The organism is Campylobacter concisus (assembly GCF_002913545.1).
Classification (GTDB): domain Bacteria; phylum Campylobacterota; class Campylobacteria; order Campylobacterales; family Campylobacteraceae; genus Campylobacter_A; species Campylobacter_A concisus_AV.
On sequence record NZ_PPBR01000031.1, the window covers coordinates 23,397 to 37,330 of the forward strand.

The following is a 13,934-nucleotide window of genomic DNA, read 5'->3' on the forward strand; positions in this document are numbered from 1 at the left end:
ATTTATTTGACACTAACATGGTTTAAAAAACAAATTTGCAAATTTTAAAATTCCACTCACTCGCAAGAATTGACTACTAAAATTTGGCTTCGCTTATCGCTTAGCTCAAATTTTAGAGCCGAAATTACTCGTTCATGAAATTTTAAAATTTATCCGAGTTTTAAAACGCATGCGGCGCAAAGCGCTATCGCATGCACTTTGAACGTGCGAGGGGTTTAGGGGATTTTAAAAGGGGGATAAGGGGACGGCTTCGTAATTCAAGTCCCCTTGTCTCCCTTTTTGAATAAAAAGAAATTTACAAATTTAATAAAGCTGTCTTTGCAAATTTTAAAACTTTCACTCACCCCTAAGAATTGACTACTAAAATTTGGCTTCGCTTATAGCTTAGCTCAAATTTTAGAGCCGAAATTACTCACTCATGAAATTTTAAAATTTGCCTTTATTTATTGACTAGCTTAATAAAAGCATTTGAGAAATTTGCTTGAATTTTGCGCATGTGATATACCGATGCTGTCTTGCATACCTAGTGTGCAACAGGTATTTAACAAAAGATGCGGCAAATGCAAGAATATTAACAGTTGCTAAGCGAGTAAATTTACATTTTCTAGCAAATTTACTCAGCAAAAACCACACAAATTTACGCAAAACAGCCAAATTTAGCTTGCCGTAAAGCCACGCTAACGGCTAAATTTCCTTGGCGATTTTGCTCATTTTATTTATCAGCTCTTCACGCTCGCTTGATTTTAGGTTGCCGTATTGAAGCTTTGTCATCATCTGCATGAAGTCAAACTGCTTAAACATCTGCGCATCGCTTTTTATCTCTTTTTCAAGCTTTTCGTAGATCTTTTCTGTCTCTTTGTTCGCTTTTTCTAAATTTTGCAAAAAGCTCCCAGTCGCGCTCGCATCAAGGTCGTTTTTTGCTGCCTTGTCGATGGCATTTTTTAAATTTGATAAATTTTCAGAAATTTTCATCTGCACTTCCTTTTGGATTTTAAAATTTAGAGCAAATTTTATTCCTAAATTTCATCCCACCATTTTTTTCTAGGTGGATTTTGTGCGGTAAAAACCTCTCCGATCATCGGTGTTGCGTAGTTTAGCTCAAGTTTTGTAGCTGCCTTTTCAAAGCGCTTGATCGGCTCATCCCAAGTGTGATAAGAAAGATCAAATTTGCCCCAATGCACCGGCACGCCAAGCCTTGTGCCAAGATCTTTTAGTGCTTGCGCTGACTCCTCTGGCTTCATATGCACGTAAGGCCAGCCATCGCCGTAAGCGCCATTTTCTATAAAAACTAGATCAAATCCGCCAAATTTCTCATTTATCATCTTAAAATGCTTGCCGTATCCGCCATCACCGCTAAAATAAAAGCTAAAGTCTGCCTTCTCTACCGCCCAACCGCCCCAAAGCGTGGTATTTCTTTTAAATGTGCGCCCGCTAAAGTGCCTTGAAGGGCAAAAAGTGAAGTTTAAATTTCCTATTTTTTGCTCGTTAAACCAGTCAAACTCGTAAATTTTGCCTTCATCTACGCCCCATTTTACGAGGTGAGCCTTGACGCCAAGTGGCACTAGAAATTTGGCTATCCTACCCTTTAGCTCAAGGATTGTTTTATAGTCAAGATGATCGTAGTGATCGTGCGAGATGAGGGCGACGTCGATCACCTCTGGGTAGTTGCTAGCGGTGATGGCGTGCTCGTAGGCAAAGGGCTTGCCGCCAAGTGGGAGAGGGAATGCTCGGTGCAAAACGGGGTCTGTGATGATGATTTTGCCATCAAGCTTGCAGATTAGGCTAACGTGCCCAAGCCAGATAAACTCGCCATTTTTGAGGGTGTTTGCGTCAAATTTTAAATTTGGCAAAGGGCACTTTGGTAGCTTGCCTTTTGGTGGAAAGAGCGCTTGAGGGACGTAATTTAACATAGACGCTTGCGGACTTTTCTTTACCATATCAATTGTCGGCTCTAAATTTATAAAAACTTTGCCATTAAAATTTGGCGAAGCCTCTATCAGCTTTTGGCTCTTGGCATCTGGTCTACCACCAAAAACAGGGGCAAATTTCATAAAAGCAAAAACTGAAGCGATAAATAAAACTATGACTATAAAAATTTCCATCAATAACCTTTTTAAATTTAAAGGTTGGATTATATTTTATATTTTTAAATTTACATTATAAATTTTATTAATTATTTAGAACAATTTGTAGTGCTAAGCCGTATGATTTTATGATTTAAATTTACAAAAATAATTGTTAAAAGATATTTACTTTAGGATAATAACTAAAAGATAAAATTTTAGAATTTAAAAATAAAAAGGTGGGAAAATTCCCACCTTTATAAAGAATTATTTAACTTTACCAGTCTCAATTCTTTGTTTATAGATCTCACGAAGTTTTCTTATATCGTTTTTAACTTCGAATACACCATGCCAGTGTGAGTAGTCAGGGCCACCCATTAGAGCGCCTTGTCTCATACGACGACCTTCATGGTGCCACATATGATAATAGACATCTTGGAATTCATCTGACCAAGCATCTTCTAGTAGTAGGTTTTTAGCTTTCAACTCTTCAAGCATCTTAGTTGCTTCAGCGCTATAAACGTTATAAAGCTCTACTTGTTTATCACCCATAATGAAGAAGTTATCTGTGTGAGTTGTAGAGTGGCAAGCTTTACAAACTAGTTTCATCTCAGCACGTGCTTTTTCAGGATCGCCACTTGGGTGACCTGCTAGAGGTGTTCCTATGTTTAGTTTGCCAGTTTTTTCGTAAATAGCAGCAGCTTGTTCATCACCAGCTGTTCTTAGCTTACTGCTGATGCCCCATAGGTTCCATTTTAGTCTTCTTGAAACGTTGTGAGTTGTTGTTGTTTCACCAACACCACTCATGTGGCAAGCTGCACAAGTTGGAGCTCTAAAGTCTGGTACATCCCATGTATCAGGAGCAGCATCAAAGTTCCATTTGTGAGCTTCACTGTTATAGATATGTCCGTGCATTGAGTTGTTAAAGATCTCAATATCTGGGTGATCAGGTCCAAGGTGGCAAGATGCACAAGCAGCTGGTTTTCTAGCTTCAGCTACGCTAAATGTGTGCGCGCTGTGGCATGATTTACAGTTACCTACGCCACCATCTGGATAAACATTGCCTATACCATAGTTTGGCCAAGTCTCTTTTGTAGGTTTGTGATCAGCGTCTAGTTTGATGACGGTTCCGTGGCACTGAGAACAACCAGTGGCATCTGGAGCCATTTTAAAGTCAGGATGATCTGCTCCCTCATAGTGATACATTAGTTTCACCATTGCAGGATTAGCATACATTTGCATAGCAGCTCTTGCGTGACCGCTCTTTACTAGTTCATCAACTTCGTTTTCGTGGCACTTAGCACAAGTTTTTGGGCTAACTAGCATTGAAACATGGTTGTTAGAATCTTTTGGATGCACCTTAACTGAAGCCATAGGATTATCTGCATTTACAGAGTGACAATCCATACAACTTACGCCAACGTGAGCGTGGCGACTATTTTTCCAATCGGCAACTATGCCGGGTGTCTCTTTAGCGTGGCACTCAACACAGCTTTTTGATAAGTCTGACATTTTGTGAGCAACTTTAATGTTTTTTACAACATTAAGGTTTAAAGCGTCAGATTTATTTGCATCCATGTTTGCGGCAAAGCCAAAAGACATTAGACAGGCTAATAACATTAGCGACTTTTTAAACATCTCTCCTCCTTACTTGGTTTTATTGTTTTCTTGTTTTTTAATTGCTTCAAATTTATCGATTTGTAGTCCTAAATTCTTGTGACCAACATGCTCGTGGCAGTCAACACATGATTTCTTATTAGGATTTCCAAGAACGAAATAATCTCTATGTGGCAAGAATGATTTACCAGCTTGAATAACATTTTTTAAATTTGAGTGGCAAGTCAAACATCCACTATCATAGACAAAGTGAGATGCATGCTCACGTTTTTTACGCCAGTCGATCTTGTCTGTATCTGTAAAAAATGTCTTATAGCCATCATTTATCGATACTTTAAGTTTTGTAAGTACATAGGTATAGGCACTTGTATGGTTTAGGTGACAGGCTGAACATTCAGCTTTTATGCCAAGCTTGTTATTGCCGCCGTGTACATCTTCATGATATGCAGCATTCATAGGATCCATCGTGTGACAAATGGTACAGATGTAGCCGCTACCAGTAGCATGAAGTGCATCAGCTATGCCCATAGAAGCGATAAGGCCGATTACGATGCCTATTATCACAGATGACCAAACAAAAAATTTCTTCTTAACTTCAGCCAAATTTTCCTCCTGAATTTATCAATATATCGTAAATTTTTACGAAAATTTTAAGTGAATGTTATCTAAAAAAATATAAATTTTTTCTTTAAGTAAATGAAAATATTTATTTGATATTAACTTTCAATAAGAATAAATTTCTTGTAGCCCACCTACATTTTTTTCCAAAATTTGGTTCTTCTCATCAAGTTTGACCAAACCATTTGTTTTAAATTTATTTAAAATTCTCGAAAAAGTTTCTGGAGTCATATTGAGTATCGATGAAATTTTTGTATGCTTTAGTTCATTAAATAGATCTTCGTGATTTAAAATAAATCTAGCCACCTTCTCTTCGGAGCTAAGTATTAGTTCCTGGTGGAGTAAATTTGTAGTTATTCTTATCTTTTGAGCCATTGATTTTAGAAATTTCATACAAATTTCTGGCTTTGTTAAAAATTGTGCTTCAAATTTTTCATAATTTATCTTTAAAACCTCGCCAGAGATAGTAAAAATGGCGCTCGCTGGATAAGGGATATTTTCAAAATTTACAACTTCAGCTACAAAATTCATAGGTGCAAGCTGATGGATAAAAATTTCTTTACCATTTGCCGTAGTTTTATAAAGTTTAACCGAGCCAGTTATCAAAAATGTAAGCCACTTTGGCTCCTCGCCCTCTATAAATAAAAACTCGCCTTTTTTATATTTTTTAACAACACTTATGGCTTCAAGTTTGGCTAGGTCATCGGCGCTAAGACCTTGAAAAAATGGGATTTGTTCTATCATGTTTCACTCGCTTTTAAGATGAAAAAGCATTTTAGCATAAAAAATAGGACAAAATTTAACGGATTTCAAAGGGAGCTTTCTCCCTTTGATTGAAGAATTTATTTTTTAAGAAGATCTCTGATCTCAGTCAGAAGTGCTATATCAGCTGGAGTTTCAGGCTCTGCAGGAGCTGTCTCTTCTTCTTTTGGTAGTTTATTTTTAAGTGTATTTAAAGCTTTGATGACGCAAAAAATACAAAACGCAATGATTAAAAAATCAACCATTGTTTGTATAAATGAGCCATAGTTTATCGTAACAGCAGGCGCACTATCAACTGCTTCTTTTAGTGTTAGCTTAAGATCAGTGAAATTTACACCGCCTGTTATAACACCGACAACTGGCATGATAATATCACCAACTAGCGATGAAACGATCTTTCCAAATGCCCCACCGATAACAACACCAACTGCCATATCTATGACATTTCCGCGCATCGCAAATTCTTTAAATTCGCTGATAAAACTCATTCTTTCTCCTATAAATAGTTAAATTTTCGTGCGGATTTTATAAAAAATATGCTTTGCTTGGCCTAAAAATTTAAAATTACATAACTTTAAATTTATCAAGCTAGTGTTATAATCCAAACTTCAAATTTAACGTAAGGAATGAGCTTATGTATCGTTTTGCACCCTCTCCAACAGGAGATATGCACATAGGAAATTTACGTGCTGCTATTTTTAACTATATTTGTTCTTTGCAAGATAAAAGTGGCTTTATTTTACGCATAGAAGATACCGACAAAGAGCGAAATATCGAGGGAAAAGAGAAAGATATCTTAGAAATTTTGAGCAAATTTGGCATAAAACCAGAGCAAATTTACATCCAAAGTGAAAATTTAAAATTCCACAGACAGCTTGCATCAAAGCTTCTCATAGATAAAAAGGCCTTTGCTTGCTTTTGCACTGAAGAAGAGCTTGAGGCAAAAAAACAAAAGGCAAAAGAGCAAGGCGTGGCATATAGATATGACGGCACCTGCGAGAGGCTAAGCGACGCTGAAGTTTTAAACTGCGAAAAGCCATTTGTCATCCGCATGAAAAAACCAACACGCACAATGAGCTTTACAGACGCGATAAAAGGCGAGCTAAGCTTCGAGCCAGACGCTGTTGATAGCTTTGTCATCATGAGAGCGGACAAGACTCCAACATATAACTTCGCCTGCGCAGTTGATGATATGCTTGAGGGCGTGACCTTTGTCATACGTGGCGAGGATCACGTGAGCAACACACCAAAGCAAGACCTCATACGCGAGGGTCTTGGCTACACTGGCAAGATGAACTACGCGCATTTACCTATCCTTTTAAATATAGAGGGTAAAAAAATGAGCAAACGCGAGAACGAATCAAGCGTCAAATGGCTCTTTGAGCAGGGATTTTTACCTGAGGCGATCGCAAACTACTTGATACTTCTTGGCAACAAAACTCCAACTGAAATTTTTACCATCGAAGATGCGGTAAAGTGGTTTGATATAACCAAAATTTCACGCTCACCTGCTAGATTTGACGTGAAAAAACTTGAGCAGATAAATAGAGAGCACATCAAACTTGCTTCAAAAGAGCGCATAAAAGAGATATTTGGCGTGGATGATAGCAAGGTTGAGCTAGTTAAATTTTATACTCAAGAAAGCTCACTAGTGCCTGAGATAAAGGCAAAAGTAGAGGCTATTTACTCACCTAAAATAGCTCCAGATGAGTACAAAAATGAATTTGAGATCATCAAAAAAGCAGCTCGTAATTTAAAACCGTGCGAAACATTTGATGAGTTTAAAAAAGAGCTTATGAGCGCTACAAATTTAAAAGGTAAAAACTTTTTCATGCCGCTACGTGCGCTGCTTACAAACGACCTTCACGGCCCTGAGCTAAGCGAGCTCTATCCGCTCATCAAAGATGATCTAGGCAAAATTTTAATCTAGGAGCAAAAATGATACTTTCTACCCTATTTTCAGCGGTCGCAAACATTTTGCACCTTATCATCACGGTCTATACGTGGATCGTCATCGCAGCGGCTCTCATTAGCTGGGTTAAGCCTGATCCTAGCTCGCCAGTCGTGCAGCTACTTTATAGGCTGACTGATCCTGTTTATAGCTTCATCAGACGCTACATCAAAACAGAATTTAACGGCATAGACTTTGCCCCACTCATCGTGCTTTTAGCACTTCAACTCATAGATCAATTTTTAATAAGGCTTTTATTTGTTTTTGCTGCGTCACTTTAGTATCCTCTCTTTAGCCTGCGTTGCTCTTTTAGCTAAAATTTACACCTACGAGGAGCTAAAAAACGAGCCAAAAAGCCTTGCAAAAGACTACTATATAAACCGCCTTATAAACGAGGGCAGCTACACAAAAGAGCAGATAGCCGAGCTTTCACGCGACGTTTTTAGAAAAAGTGGCTTAGTTCAAAAATCAATCAATAAAATTTTACCTCCCAAAGCAGCCCCTAGCAAGTGCCCTGGCATAAGCGCAAGCAACATCACAACTGCTAGCTTGGCTTGCCAAAATTTACTAACAACGATGAGCTTTTCTCTAAAACTTGATGGCAAAACTCGTGAAATTTTAGCGGCAAATCTTGCACATACAAATCCAGAAAAAGCTAGAATTTTACGCACTTTAAACGAGCCAAACCCGGCTCTTAGCTTTGCAAATGCAAACGATGCAAAGAGCTTTTTAGAGCTTTTTAATGCTTCAAATCCGCAAAGTAAAAATGCCCTTTTTAGCGTAAATTTTGAAGCAAATTTTATGAACAAGCTCTACATGCAAAAGGGCTTTACAAATTTATTAAACGACGTCGTGTTTAATAAAAAATATGAAAGCTTTAGAAGAAATTTACTTAGCATAGATCCTGCAGTCACTGAAAAAAGCGACGCATTTACACTTGGTCTAAACGCCATCTTGCTTGGTCAAAATGACGTTGCATTTGGTTTTTTCACAAGAGCTAAAAACACCTTTGATAGGGCTTGGCAAAGGGATAATGCCACATTTTGGCAGTATGAGCTAAGCGGCGATGAGAACTTTTTAAAAGAGCTAAGTGCTAGCAAAGATGCAAATATCTACTCACTTTACGCAAGAGATTTGGTCGGTGGCGAGCCACTTGAGGTGATCGTGCCAAGACCTAGCAAGCAAAATATCGAAAATTTTGATGTGAGCGATCCATTTTTATGGAACAAAACCGCTGCCCTTGCAAAGGATATGAATGCCACACAAGCAAGCGAATTTGCGATGAGATTTTACACAAACGAGAGCATCGGCGCATACGCATACTTCATGCAAAAGGCGCATGGCTGGGAGAAGCAGTACTTTTTGATGCCAAACTCGCCTGAGCTTGAGGGCATCAGCACTGAGCGAAAGTCAATGATCTACGCACTTGCAAGACAAGAGAGCCTCTTTATCCCAAGCGTCGTTTCTACCTCATACGCCCTTGGTATGATGCAGTTTATGCCATTTCTTGCAAATGCGATCGGCAAAAAAGAGCTAAAAATTCCAAATTTTGACCAAGACGATCTTTTTAAAACAGATATTGCCTTTAAATTTGCAAATCACCACCTAAACTACCTTGATAAATTTCTCTATCATCCGCTATTTACGGCCTACGCGTATAACGGCGGTATCGGTTTTACCAAAAAAGTCATCACAAGAGATGATATGTTTAAAGAGGGTAAATTTGAGCCGTTTTTATCAATCGAGCTAGTCCCTGTGGCAGAGACTAGAAACTACGGCAAGAAGGTGCTTGCAAACTACGTGATCTATATGGCGCTTAATGGTTCCAGTATAAAGATTTCGCAACTTTTCGAAAATTTAACAAAACCGGCTTTGACTGATAAATTTCGAAACTAAGCGCGAGATCGTCACTTTGCTTACTTGGTGCGGTCACTTCATAATAAACCGCCCAAGGCATAGAAAATCCAGCAAATTTAAGCATCTCGTCACTTTCATCAAGCAGCCTTGCATTTGTGGCATTTGAGTCGCCATTTACCTTTATGTTGCTCAAAATTTGTGCATGCTCTTTTGGGTTTATCGCTACTAAAAAGTGCTCTTTGCTCTCGTCTAAATTTGAGTTGTATATTGGATTTAGATAGGTTGCGATTATAAGCGTTCTATCGGTGCCATCAATGATCTCGCTCTTGCTTGTGTAGGCTAAAAGCTCATTTTTTAGTGGCTCATGCACGATCACTTTTTCGCTAGCGCAACCAAATATCATCAAAATAAATATAAAAAATAGTGTAAATTTTCTCATAAAAAACTCTTAAAATATTAAATTTTCTCGCATTTTAGCATTTTATTTTTTAAATTTCACTCATAAATTTTAAAGCCAATATGAGCTATAATCGCAAGAAATTTTAACGAAAAAGGCTCTTATGAAAAGACTTGCCATTGCTTTTTCTGGCCCTTCAAATAGCGGAAAAACGACGCTTATCTTAAAAGTCGCAAAAAAATTTATAGATGATGGGCTAAAGGTCGTTGTAGTCAAGCACGACCCAGGCGACAAAGCCAAATTTGACGTTGAAGGCAAGGATAGCTTTAAATTTTCTCAGGCAGGAGCTGACGTAGTTGTGATGAGTCCGACTAGAACGACTTATTTTTCGCAAAGCTCGCAAGGCATAGACGAGGTCATAAGGATGATCGGCGAGTTTGACATGCTCTTAGTCGAGGGGCTAAAGACACTGCCACTGCCAAGACTAAGCGTCTTTAGAGGTGAGATCGATGAAGCTTATCTTAGCTTTTCAGATGCGATCGCCACTTATAAAAAGCAGATCCCCTACGAGATCACAAATCTAAATTTAGACGATATAGACGCCATTTGTGCGTGGATAATAAAAAATGCAAAGGCTGTATAATGCAAGAACTAAACCAAATTTTTAACACCATTAAAGATATCGCAAAAGAGATAAGCGAGGTCATAAAATACGCCGATCTTGGCTACACAACTCACGAAAATGCAACTGGCGACACCCAGCTAAAGCTTGATGTTAAAAGTGATGAGATCATCACGGCTAAATTTAAGCAGCTTTCATGCGTAAAAGCGCTAATTAGCGAAGAGAAAGAGGACGCGCTTGAGATAAATAAAAACGCTAAATTTATCATCGCTTACGATCCACTCGATGGCTCAAGCTTAGTTGATGTAAATTTCGCCGTTGGCTCGATCTTTGGCATATACGAAGACGAGGTAAAACCAGAAAATTTAATAGCCGCAGCTTACAGCATCTATGGTCCAAGACTTGAGCTAGTAATTGCCGAGAAAAAGGGCGCTTTGCCTAAATTTTATAGACTTGGCAAAGATGGCGAGTTTAAATTTGTAAAAGAGCTTGAGCTAAAAGAAAAAGGCAAGCTAAACGCCACGGGAGCTACGCAAAAAGGCTGGAGTCAAACGCATAGAAATTTCATAAACGAGCTATTTAACGAGGGCTACAGGCTAAGATACTCAGGTGCGATGGTGAGCGATTTGCATCAAATTTTACTAAAAGGCGGCGGTCTTTTTAGCTACCCAGCAACGAGCGATCATCCAAATGGCAAGCTAAGGGTTGTCTTTGAGGTGTTGCCATTTGCCTTTATATATGAAAACGCAAAGGGCGCAACCTCAAACGGCAAAAACCAAACACTTTTTGATATAAAAATAGAAAAAATCCACCAAACTACGCCATGCTTCTTTGGCTCACGTGATGAAATTTCTCTTTTGCATAAATTTTACGAGCAAAAATAATGCAAGAAGCACAAGCAAACGAGCCACTTGACGCATTTGAGCTAGCCCTAAAACAAAAGGCTAAAATCATGCAAGAGTGCCAAGAGCAAAAAGGGCGCAAAAGCTGTTTTAACTGCGAGGCATTTTTTGACTGCGAGACTAGGATAGAGTATGTAAATAGCTGCTACAACTCGATGTCAAAAGGCAACACCGGCAGTGACGGCGGATTTGATTTTTAAATTTAAAGGAAAAATATGAAAGAAAAAGCTTATATAACCACTCCGATTTATTACGTAAATGACGTGCCACACATCGGTCACGCCTACACGACTATCATCGCTGATACGCTAGCTAGATTTAACCGCTTGCAAGGCAAAGAGACCTACTTCATGACTGGCACAGACGAGCATGGTCAAAAGATCGAGCAAGCAGCTCGCGCTAGAGGCAAAACTCCAAAAGAATACGCTGATGAGATCAGCGCGAAATTTAGATCGCTTTGGGATGAATTTGAGATAAGCTACGACCATTTTATAAGGACAACCGACGAAGAGCACAAGCAAACCGTGCAAAATGTCTTTGAAAAGATGCAAGCAAACGGCGATATCTACAAGGGCGAATACGAGGGCTTTTACTGTGTTAGCTGCGAGACATTTTTTAACCAAAGAGACCTGCTAGAGGACAACCGCTGTCCAGACTGCGGCCGCGTGACATCTTTAGTTAAAGAAGAGAGCTACTTTTTCAAACTTTCAAAATATGAAGACGCGCTTTTAAAATGGTACGAAAATGACGAGCTTTGCGTCATCCCAAAGGGCAAGAAAAACGAGGTCGTAAGCTTTGTAAAAGGCGGACTAAAAGACCTCTCAGTCACAAGAACGAGCTTTGACTGGGGCATAAAGCTACCAAAGAGCGCAAACGACGACAAACACGTTATGTACGTCTGGCTTGACGCGCTCATAAACTACCTAACAACACTAGGATACTCAAGAGATAACGCTAGAATGGACTTTTGGCCGCATACGACGCACATCGTTGGCAAGGACATTTTGCGCTTTCACGCGGTTTATTGGCCGGCATTTTTGATGAGCCTTGGCTTGCCACTACCAAAACACGTCGCAGCGCACGGCTGGTGGACGATAGATGGCGAAAAGATGAGCAAAAGCAAGGGCAACGTCATAAACCCAAGAGAGGTCGCAAACGCTTATGGACTTGAAAATTTCAGATACTTTTTGCTTAGAGAGGTGCCTTTTGGACAAGATGGCGACTACAGCCAAAAAGCCTTGATCGAACGCATAAACTCAGAGCTTGGCAACGGACTTGGCAACCTGCTAAGCCGAATTGTGGGCATGAGTGCAAAGTATAGCGACTACAAGATCGACTCAAAAGATGTGATCAAATTCCACAAAGCCGAGCTTGATGAGGCGAAGGGCTATCTTGATGAGGCGATAAAAAATTTAGAAAATTTAGCTACAAACCGCTATTTAGAGGATCTTTGGAAGGTCGTAACGCTTGCAAACGCAGCCGTTGCGAAGTATGAGCCATGGTCACTTGTAAAAGCTGGCAAAAGTGACGAGGCAAACGCACTCGTGGCACTTTGCGCAAATTTACTTGCAAAAGTGGCGATACTGCTTAGCCCAGCTATGCCAAAAACTTGCGCTAAGATAGCTGACACGCTTGGCTTTAGCATAGATACGGCTTCTTATGAGAGCCTTGTCTTAAAAAATGAAATTTCAAATTTTGTGGCAAAAGCTACTGAGCCACTCTTCCCAAGGATAGAAAAAGAGCTAATGGGCGAGGCAAAAGAGCCAAAAGTAGAGGCAAAAGCTGAGCCAAAAGAGGAGAAAAAAGAAGAAGATATCATTAGCATTGATGACTTTGCCAAGATCGTGATAAAAGTAGGCGAAGTGCTCGAGTGTGAGAGAGTTGAGGGCAGTGAGAAGCTGCTTAAATTTAAGATAGATCTTGGCGAGGAGCAGCCACGTCAAATTTTATCAGGCATCGCCAAATACTACGAGCCTAGCTCGCTTGTGGGCAAGCAAGTTTGCGTTTTAGCAAATTTAAAAGAGCGAACGATGATGAAAAAATATGTCTCACAAGGCATGATCCTAAGCGCATCAGACGGCTCGCTAACGCTTCTTGGCACGCAGGGCAAGGTCAAAAACGGCGCGATCGTTGGCTAAATGACGATAGAAAATTTAACCCACATAATAAATGGGCAAATTTTAAACAACCCAAGCATCTCAAGCGTGACTAGCTTCGCGTTTGAGGCTAAAAATATAAAACGAGGCTACGCTCTCATCGCCACGCAAAGCGATCAGATCGCACCTGCGATAAAGCAAGGTGCCTACGCTATCATTAGCGAAGAAGAGATCACACCAAGCGACGATGAGATAGCCTTTATCAAGGTGGCAAGCCTGCAAACGGCTATCATCAAGCTCATGCGCTTTGAGGCGATCCACAAAAATATCAAATTTTGCGCGGTCAATCCCTTCATAAAAGCGCTTTTAGAGAAGTCGCACCTCGAAAAAAACGCCCACGTCATACCTGAAAATTTAACCGAGCTTTTTTATAAAATTTTCCATGCAAATTTGTTTGACACATTTTTTAGCGACGATACAAGGATACTTCAAAGGCTCTCGCTACTTTACGAGACAGCCTGGACTGACACAAACATAAGCGTGCTAAACCCAAGCTCGATCTTTTTTACAACGCTCATTTACGATGACAAATACTATCAAAATTTATCAATCCCTAGAGTTTTTGCTGGTATGTTTTGCGGACTTCTTGGCTATCTTAAGAAAAACAATATCGGCTTTAAAGTGACAGAGAGCAGGATTTCATCGCACTTTGACCCAGTCTTTATCGACAAAGACTTTAAGCCAGTTGGCTTTGGCAGCAGTTTTAGAGCGGTGATAGCTGAAGAAGACGAGGAACTATTTTTGACTGAAAGTATATTTCTAAGGCGAAATTTCAGTGAGAGCGAGCTTAAATTTTGCCTGCCAAAAGATAGCACGCTAAAGGTTGAAAACGCCATTTTTTATGAAAATTTAGACGAGATAAAGAAGCTACAAAATTTCGTCTACGCCCTTGTGCTTTGCAAAAAAGAAGAACTACTTGACAGCCTTAGTCAAAGCAAAGAGCAAGGCGGACTCTTTTAAATTTAGAGCCAGAGCCTAAGCCCTGGCAG

16 protein-coding genes are annotated in these 13,934 nt (G+C 39.6%); 9 read left to right on the plus strand and 7 right to left on the minus strand.

Features of this window, described 5'->3' with window-relative positions; genetic code table 11:
* Positions 1 to 526 precede the first annotated feature (526 nt).
* The gene (locus CYP05_RS09880; protein ID WP_181001149.1) at positions 527 to 670 is read left to right on the plus strand and encodes a hypothetical protein; all 144 of its coding nucleotides are present in this window, start codon (positions 527 to 529) and stop codon (positions 668 to 670) included.
* 14 nt (positions 671 to 684) lie between these two features.
* On the opposite strand, the gene CYP05_RS01785 is transcribed toward CYP05_RS09880, so the two are convergent.
* The 6 genes from CYP05_RS01785 to mscL form a co-directional block, all read right to left on the minus strand.
* Entirely contained in the window at positions 685 to 972 is a 288-nt protein-coding gene (locus tag CYP05_RS01785; RefSeq protein WP_103641815.1) for a hypothetical protein, read from the minus strand.
* 44 nt (positions 973 to 1,016) lie between these two features.
* Positions 1,017 to 2,102: an MBL fold metallo-hydrolase gene (locus CYP05_RS01790; RefSeq protein WP_103641816.1), complete on the minus strand. Its 1,086-nt coding sequence runs from the start codon at positions 2,100 to 2,102 to the stop codon at positions 1,017 to 1,019.
* Positions 2,103 to 2,330: 228 nt separating this feature from the next.
* On the minus strand, positions 2,331 to 3,701 hold the full coding sequence (locus tag CYP05_RS01795; RefSeq protein WP_103641817.1) for a multiheme c-type cytochrome: 1,371 nt from the start codon (positions 3,699 to 3,701) through the stop codon (positions 2,331 to 2,333).
* A gap of 9 nt (positions 3,702 to 3,710) precedes the next feature.
* Positions 3,711 to 4,283 carry a cytochrome c3 family protein gene (locus CYP05_RS01800; protein WP_009294580.1) on the minus strand — a complete coding sequence of 191 codons (573 nt, stop codon included), beginning with the start codon at positions 4,281 to 4,283 and terminating at the stop codon, positions 3,711 to 3,713.
* Positions 4,284 to 4,403: 120 nt separating this feature from the next.
* A complete protein-coding gene (locus CYP05_RS01805; RefSeq protein WP_103597354.1) occupies positions 4,404 to 5,042 on the minus strand; it encodes a Crp/Fnr family transcriptional regulator in 639 nt (212 codons plus the stop codon).
* Between the two features lie 98 nt (positions 5,043 to 5,140).
* The gene (gene mscL, locus CYP05_RS01810) at positions 5,141 to 5,548 is read right to left on the minus strand and encodes a large-conductance mechanosensitive channel protein MscL (protein WP_103641818.1); all 408 of its coding nucleotides are present in this window, start codon (positions 5,546 to 5,548) and stop codon (positions 5,141 to 5,143) included.
* Positions 5,549 to 5,694: 146 nt separating this feature from the next.
* On the opposite strand from mscL, the gene gltX reads away from it, so the two are divergent.
* From gltX to CYP05_RS01825, 3 genes are read left to right on the plus strand one after another with little or no spacing between them, the layout of a single operon-like run.
* The gene (gene gltX, locus CYP05_RS01815; protein ID WP_103558577.1) at positions 5,695 to 6,990 is read left to right on the plus strand and encodes a glutamate--tRNA ligase; all 1,296 of its coding nucleotides are present in this window, start codon (positions 5,695 to 5,697) and stop codon (positions 6,988 to 6,990) included.
* 8 nt (positions 6,991 to 6,998) lie between these two features.
* Positions 6,999 to 7,292 carry a YggT family protein gene (locus CYP05_RS01820; RefSeq protein ID WP_021084756.1) on the plus strand — a complete coding sequence of 98 codons (294 nt, stop codon included), beginning with the start codon at positions 6,999 to 7,001 and terminating at the stop codon, positions 7,290 to 7,292.
* Positions 7,270 to 8,907 (plus strand): lytic transglycosylase domain-containing protein, encoded by a 1,638-nt coding sequence (locus CYP05_RS01825; protein ID WP_103641819.1) that lies wholly within the window; start codon positions 7,270 to 7,272, stop codon positions 8,905 to 8,907. Before CYP05_RS01820 ends, CYP05_RS01825 begins: the two co-directional genes overlap by 23 nt.
* Here the strand turns inward: CYP05_RS01825 and CYP05_RS01830 are convergent.
* Entirely contained in the window at positions 8,828 to 9,307 is a 480-nt protein-coding gene (locus tag CYP05_RS01830) for a hypothetical protein (RefSeq protein ID WP_103641820.1), read from the minus strand. The genes CYP05_RS01825 and CYP05_RS01830 overlap by 80 nt on opposite strands.
* 121 nt (positions 9,308 to 9,428) lie before the next feature.
* Here CYP05_RS01830 and mobB point away from each other — a divergent pair, with 121 nt between their 5' ends.
* From mobB to CYP05_RS01855, 5 genes are read left to right on the plus strand one after another with little or no spacing between them, the layout of a single operon-like run.
* A complete protein-coding gene (mobB, locus tag CYP05_RS01835) occupies positions 9,429 to 9,908 on the plus strand; it encodes a molybdopterin-guanine dinucleotide biosynthesis protein B (RefSeq protein ID WP_021092954.1) in 480 nt (159 codons plus the stop codon).
* Positions 9,908 to 10,771 carry a class 1 fructose-bisphosphatase gene (locus tag CYP05_RS01840; protein ID WP_103641821.1) on the plus strand — a complete coding sequence of 288 codons (864 nt, stop codon included), beginning with the start codon at positions 9,908 to 9,910 and terminating at the stop codon, positions 10,769 to 10,771. Before mobB ends, CYP05_RS01840 begins: the two co-directional genes overlap by 1 nt.
* Positions 10,771 to 10,989 carry a hypothetical protein gene (locus tag CYP05_RS01845; RefSeq protein ID WP_002940116.1) on the plus strand — a complete coding sequence of 73 codons (219 nt, stop codon included), beginning with the start codon at positions 10,771 to 10,773 and terminating at the stop codon, positions 10,987 to 10,989. Before CYP05_RS01840 ends, CYP05_RS01845 begins: the two co-directional genes overlap by 1 nt.
* A gap of 15 nt (positions 10,990 to 11,004) precedes the next feature.
* Positions 11,005 to 12,927, plus strand: a complete 1,923-nt coding sequence (metG, locus tag CYP05_RS01850) for a methionine--tRNA ligase (protein ID WP_103641822.1) — start codon at positions 11,005 to 11,007, stop codon at positions 12,925 to 12,927.
* Positions 12,928 to 13,905: a hypothetical protein gene (locus CYP05_RS01855; protein ID WP_009294591.1), complete on the plus strand. Its 978-nt coding sequence runs from the start codon at positions 12,928 to 12,930 to the stop codon at positions 13,903 to 13,905.
* The last annotated feature ends 29 nt before the right edge of the window (positions 13,906 to 13,934 follow it).

What these genes read in the sequence shown, in the direction of transcription:
- CYP05_RS01805 (WP_103597354.1), bottom strand. Translation starts at nt 5,042, where the DNA reads ATGATAGAACAAATCCCATTTTTTCAAGGTCTTAGCGCCGATGACCTA.
- CYP05_RS01830 (WP_103641820.1), bottom strand. Translation starts at nt 9,307, where the DNA reads ATGAGAAAATTTACACTATTTTTTATATTTATTTTGATGATATTTGGT.
- CYP05_RS01845 (WP_002940116.1), top strand. Translation starts at nt 10,771, where the DNA reads ATGCAAGAAGCACAAGCAAACGAGCCACTTGACGCATTTGAGCTAGCC.
- CYP05_RS01795 (WP_103641817.1), bottom strand. Translation starts at nt 3,701, where the DNA reads ATGTTTAAAAAGTCGCTAATGTTATTAGCCTGTCTAATGTCTTTTGGC.
- metG (WP_103641822.1), top strand. Translation starts at nt 11,005, where the DNA reads ATGAAAGAAAAAGCTTATATAACCACTCCGATTTATTACGTAAATGAC.
- CYP05_RS01790 (WP_103641816.1), bottom strand. Translation starts at nt 2,102, where the DNA reads ATGGAAATTTTTATAGTCATAGTTTTATTTATCGCTTCAGTTTTTGCT.
- CYP05_RS01840 (WP_103641821.1), top strand. Translation starts at nt 9,908, where the DNA reads ATGCAAGAACTAAACCAAATTTTTAACACCATTAAAGATATCGCAAAA.
- CYP05_RS01785 (WP_103641815.1), bottom strand. Translation starts at nt 972, where the DNA reads ATGAAAATTTCTGAAAATTTATCAAATTTAAAAAATGCCATCGACAAG.
- CYP05_RS01855 (WP_009294591.1), top strand. Translation starts at nt 12,928, where the DNA reads ATGACGATAGAAAATTTAACCCACATAATAAATGGGCAAATTTTAAAC.
- mobB (WP_021092954.1), top strand. Translation starts at nt 9,429, where the DNA reads ATGAAAAGACTTGCCATTGCTTTTTCTGGCCCTTCAAATAGCGGAAAA.
- mscL (WP_103641818.1), bottom strand. Translation starts at nt 5,548, where the DNA reads ATGAGTTTTATCAGCGAATTTAAAGAATTTGCGATGCGCGGAAATGTC.
- CYP05_RS01820 (WP_021084756.1), top strand. Translation starts at nt 6,999, where the DNA reads ATGATACTTTCTACCCTATTTTCAGCGGTCGCAAACATTTTGCACCTT.
- gltX (WP_103558577.1), top strand. Translation starts at nt 5,695, where the DNA reads ATGTATCGTTTTGCACCCTCTCCAACAGGAGATATGCACATAGGAAAT.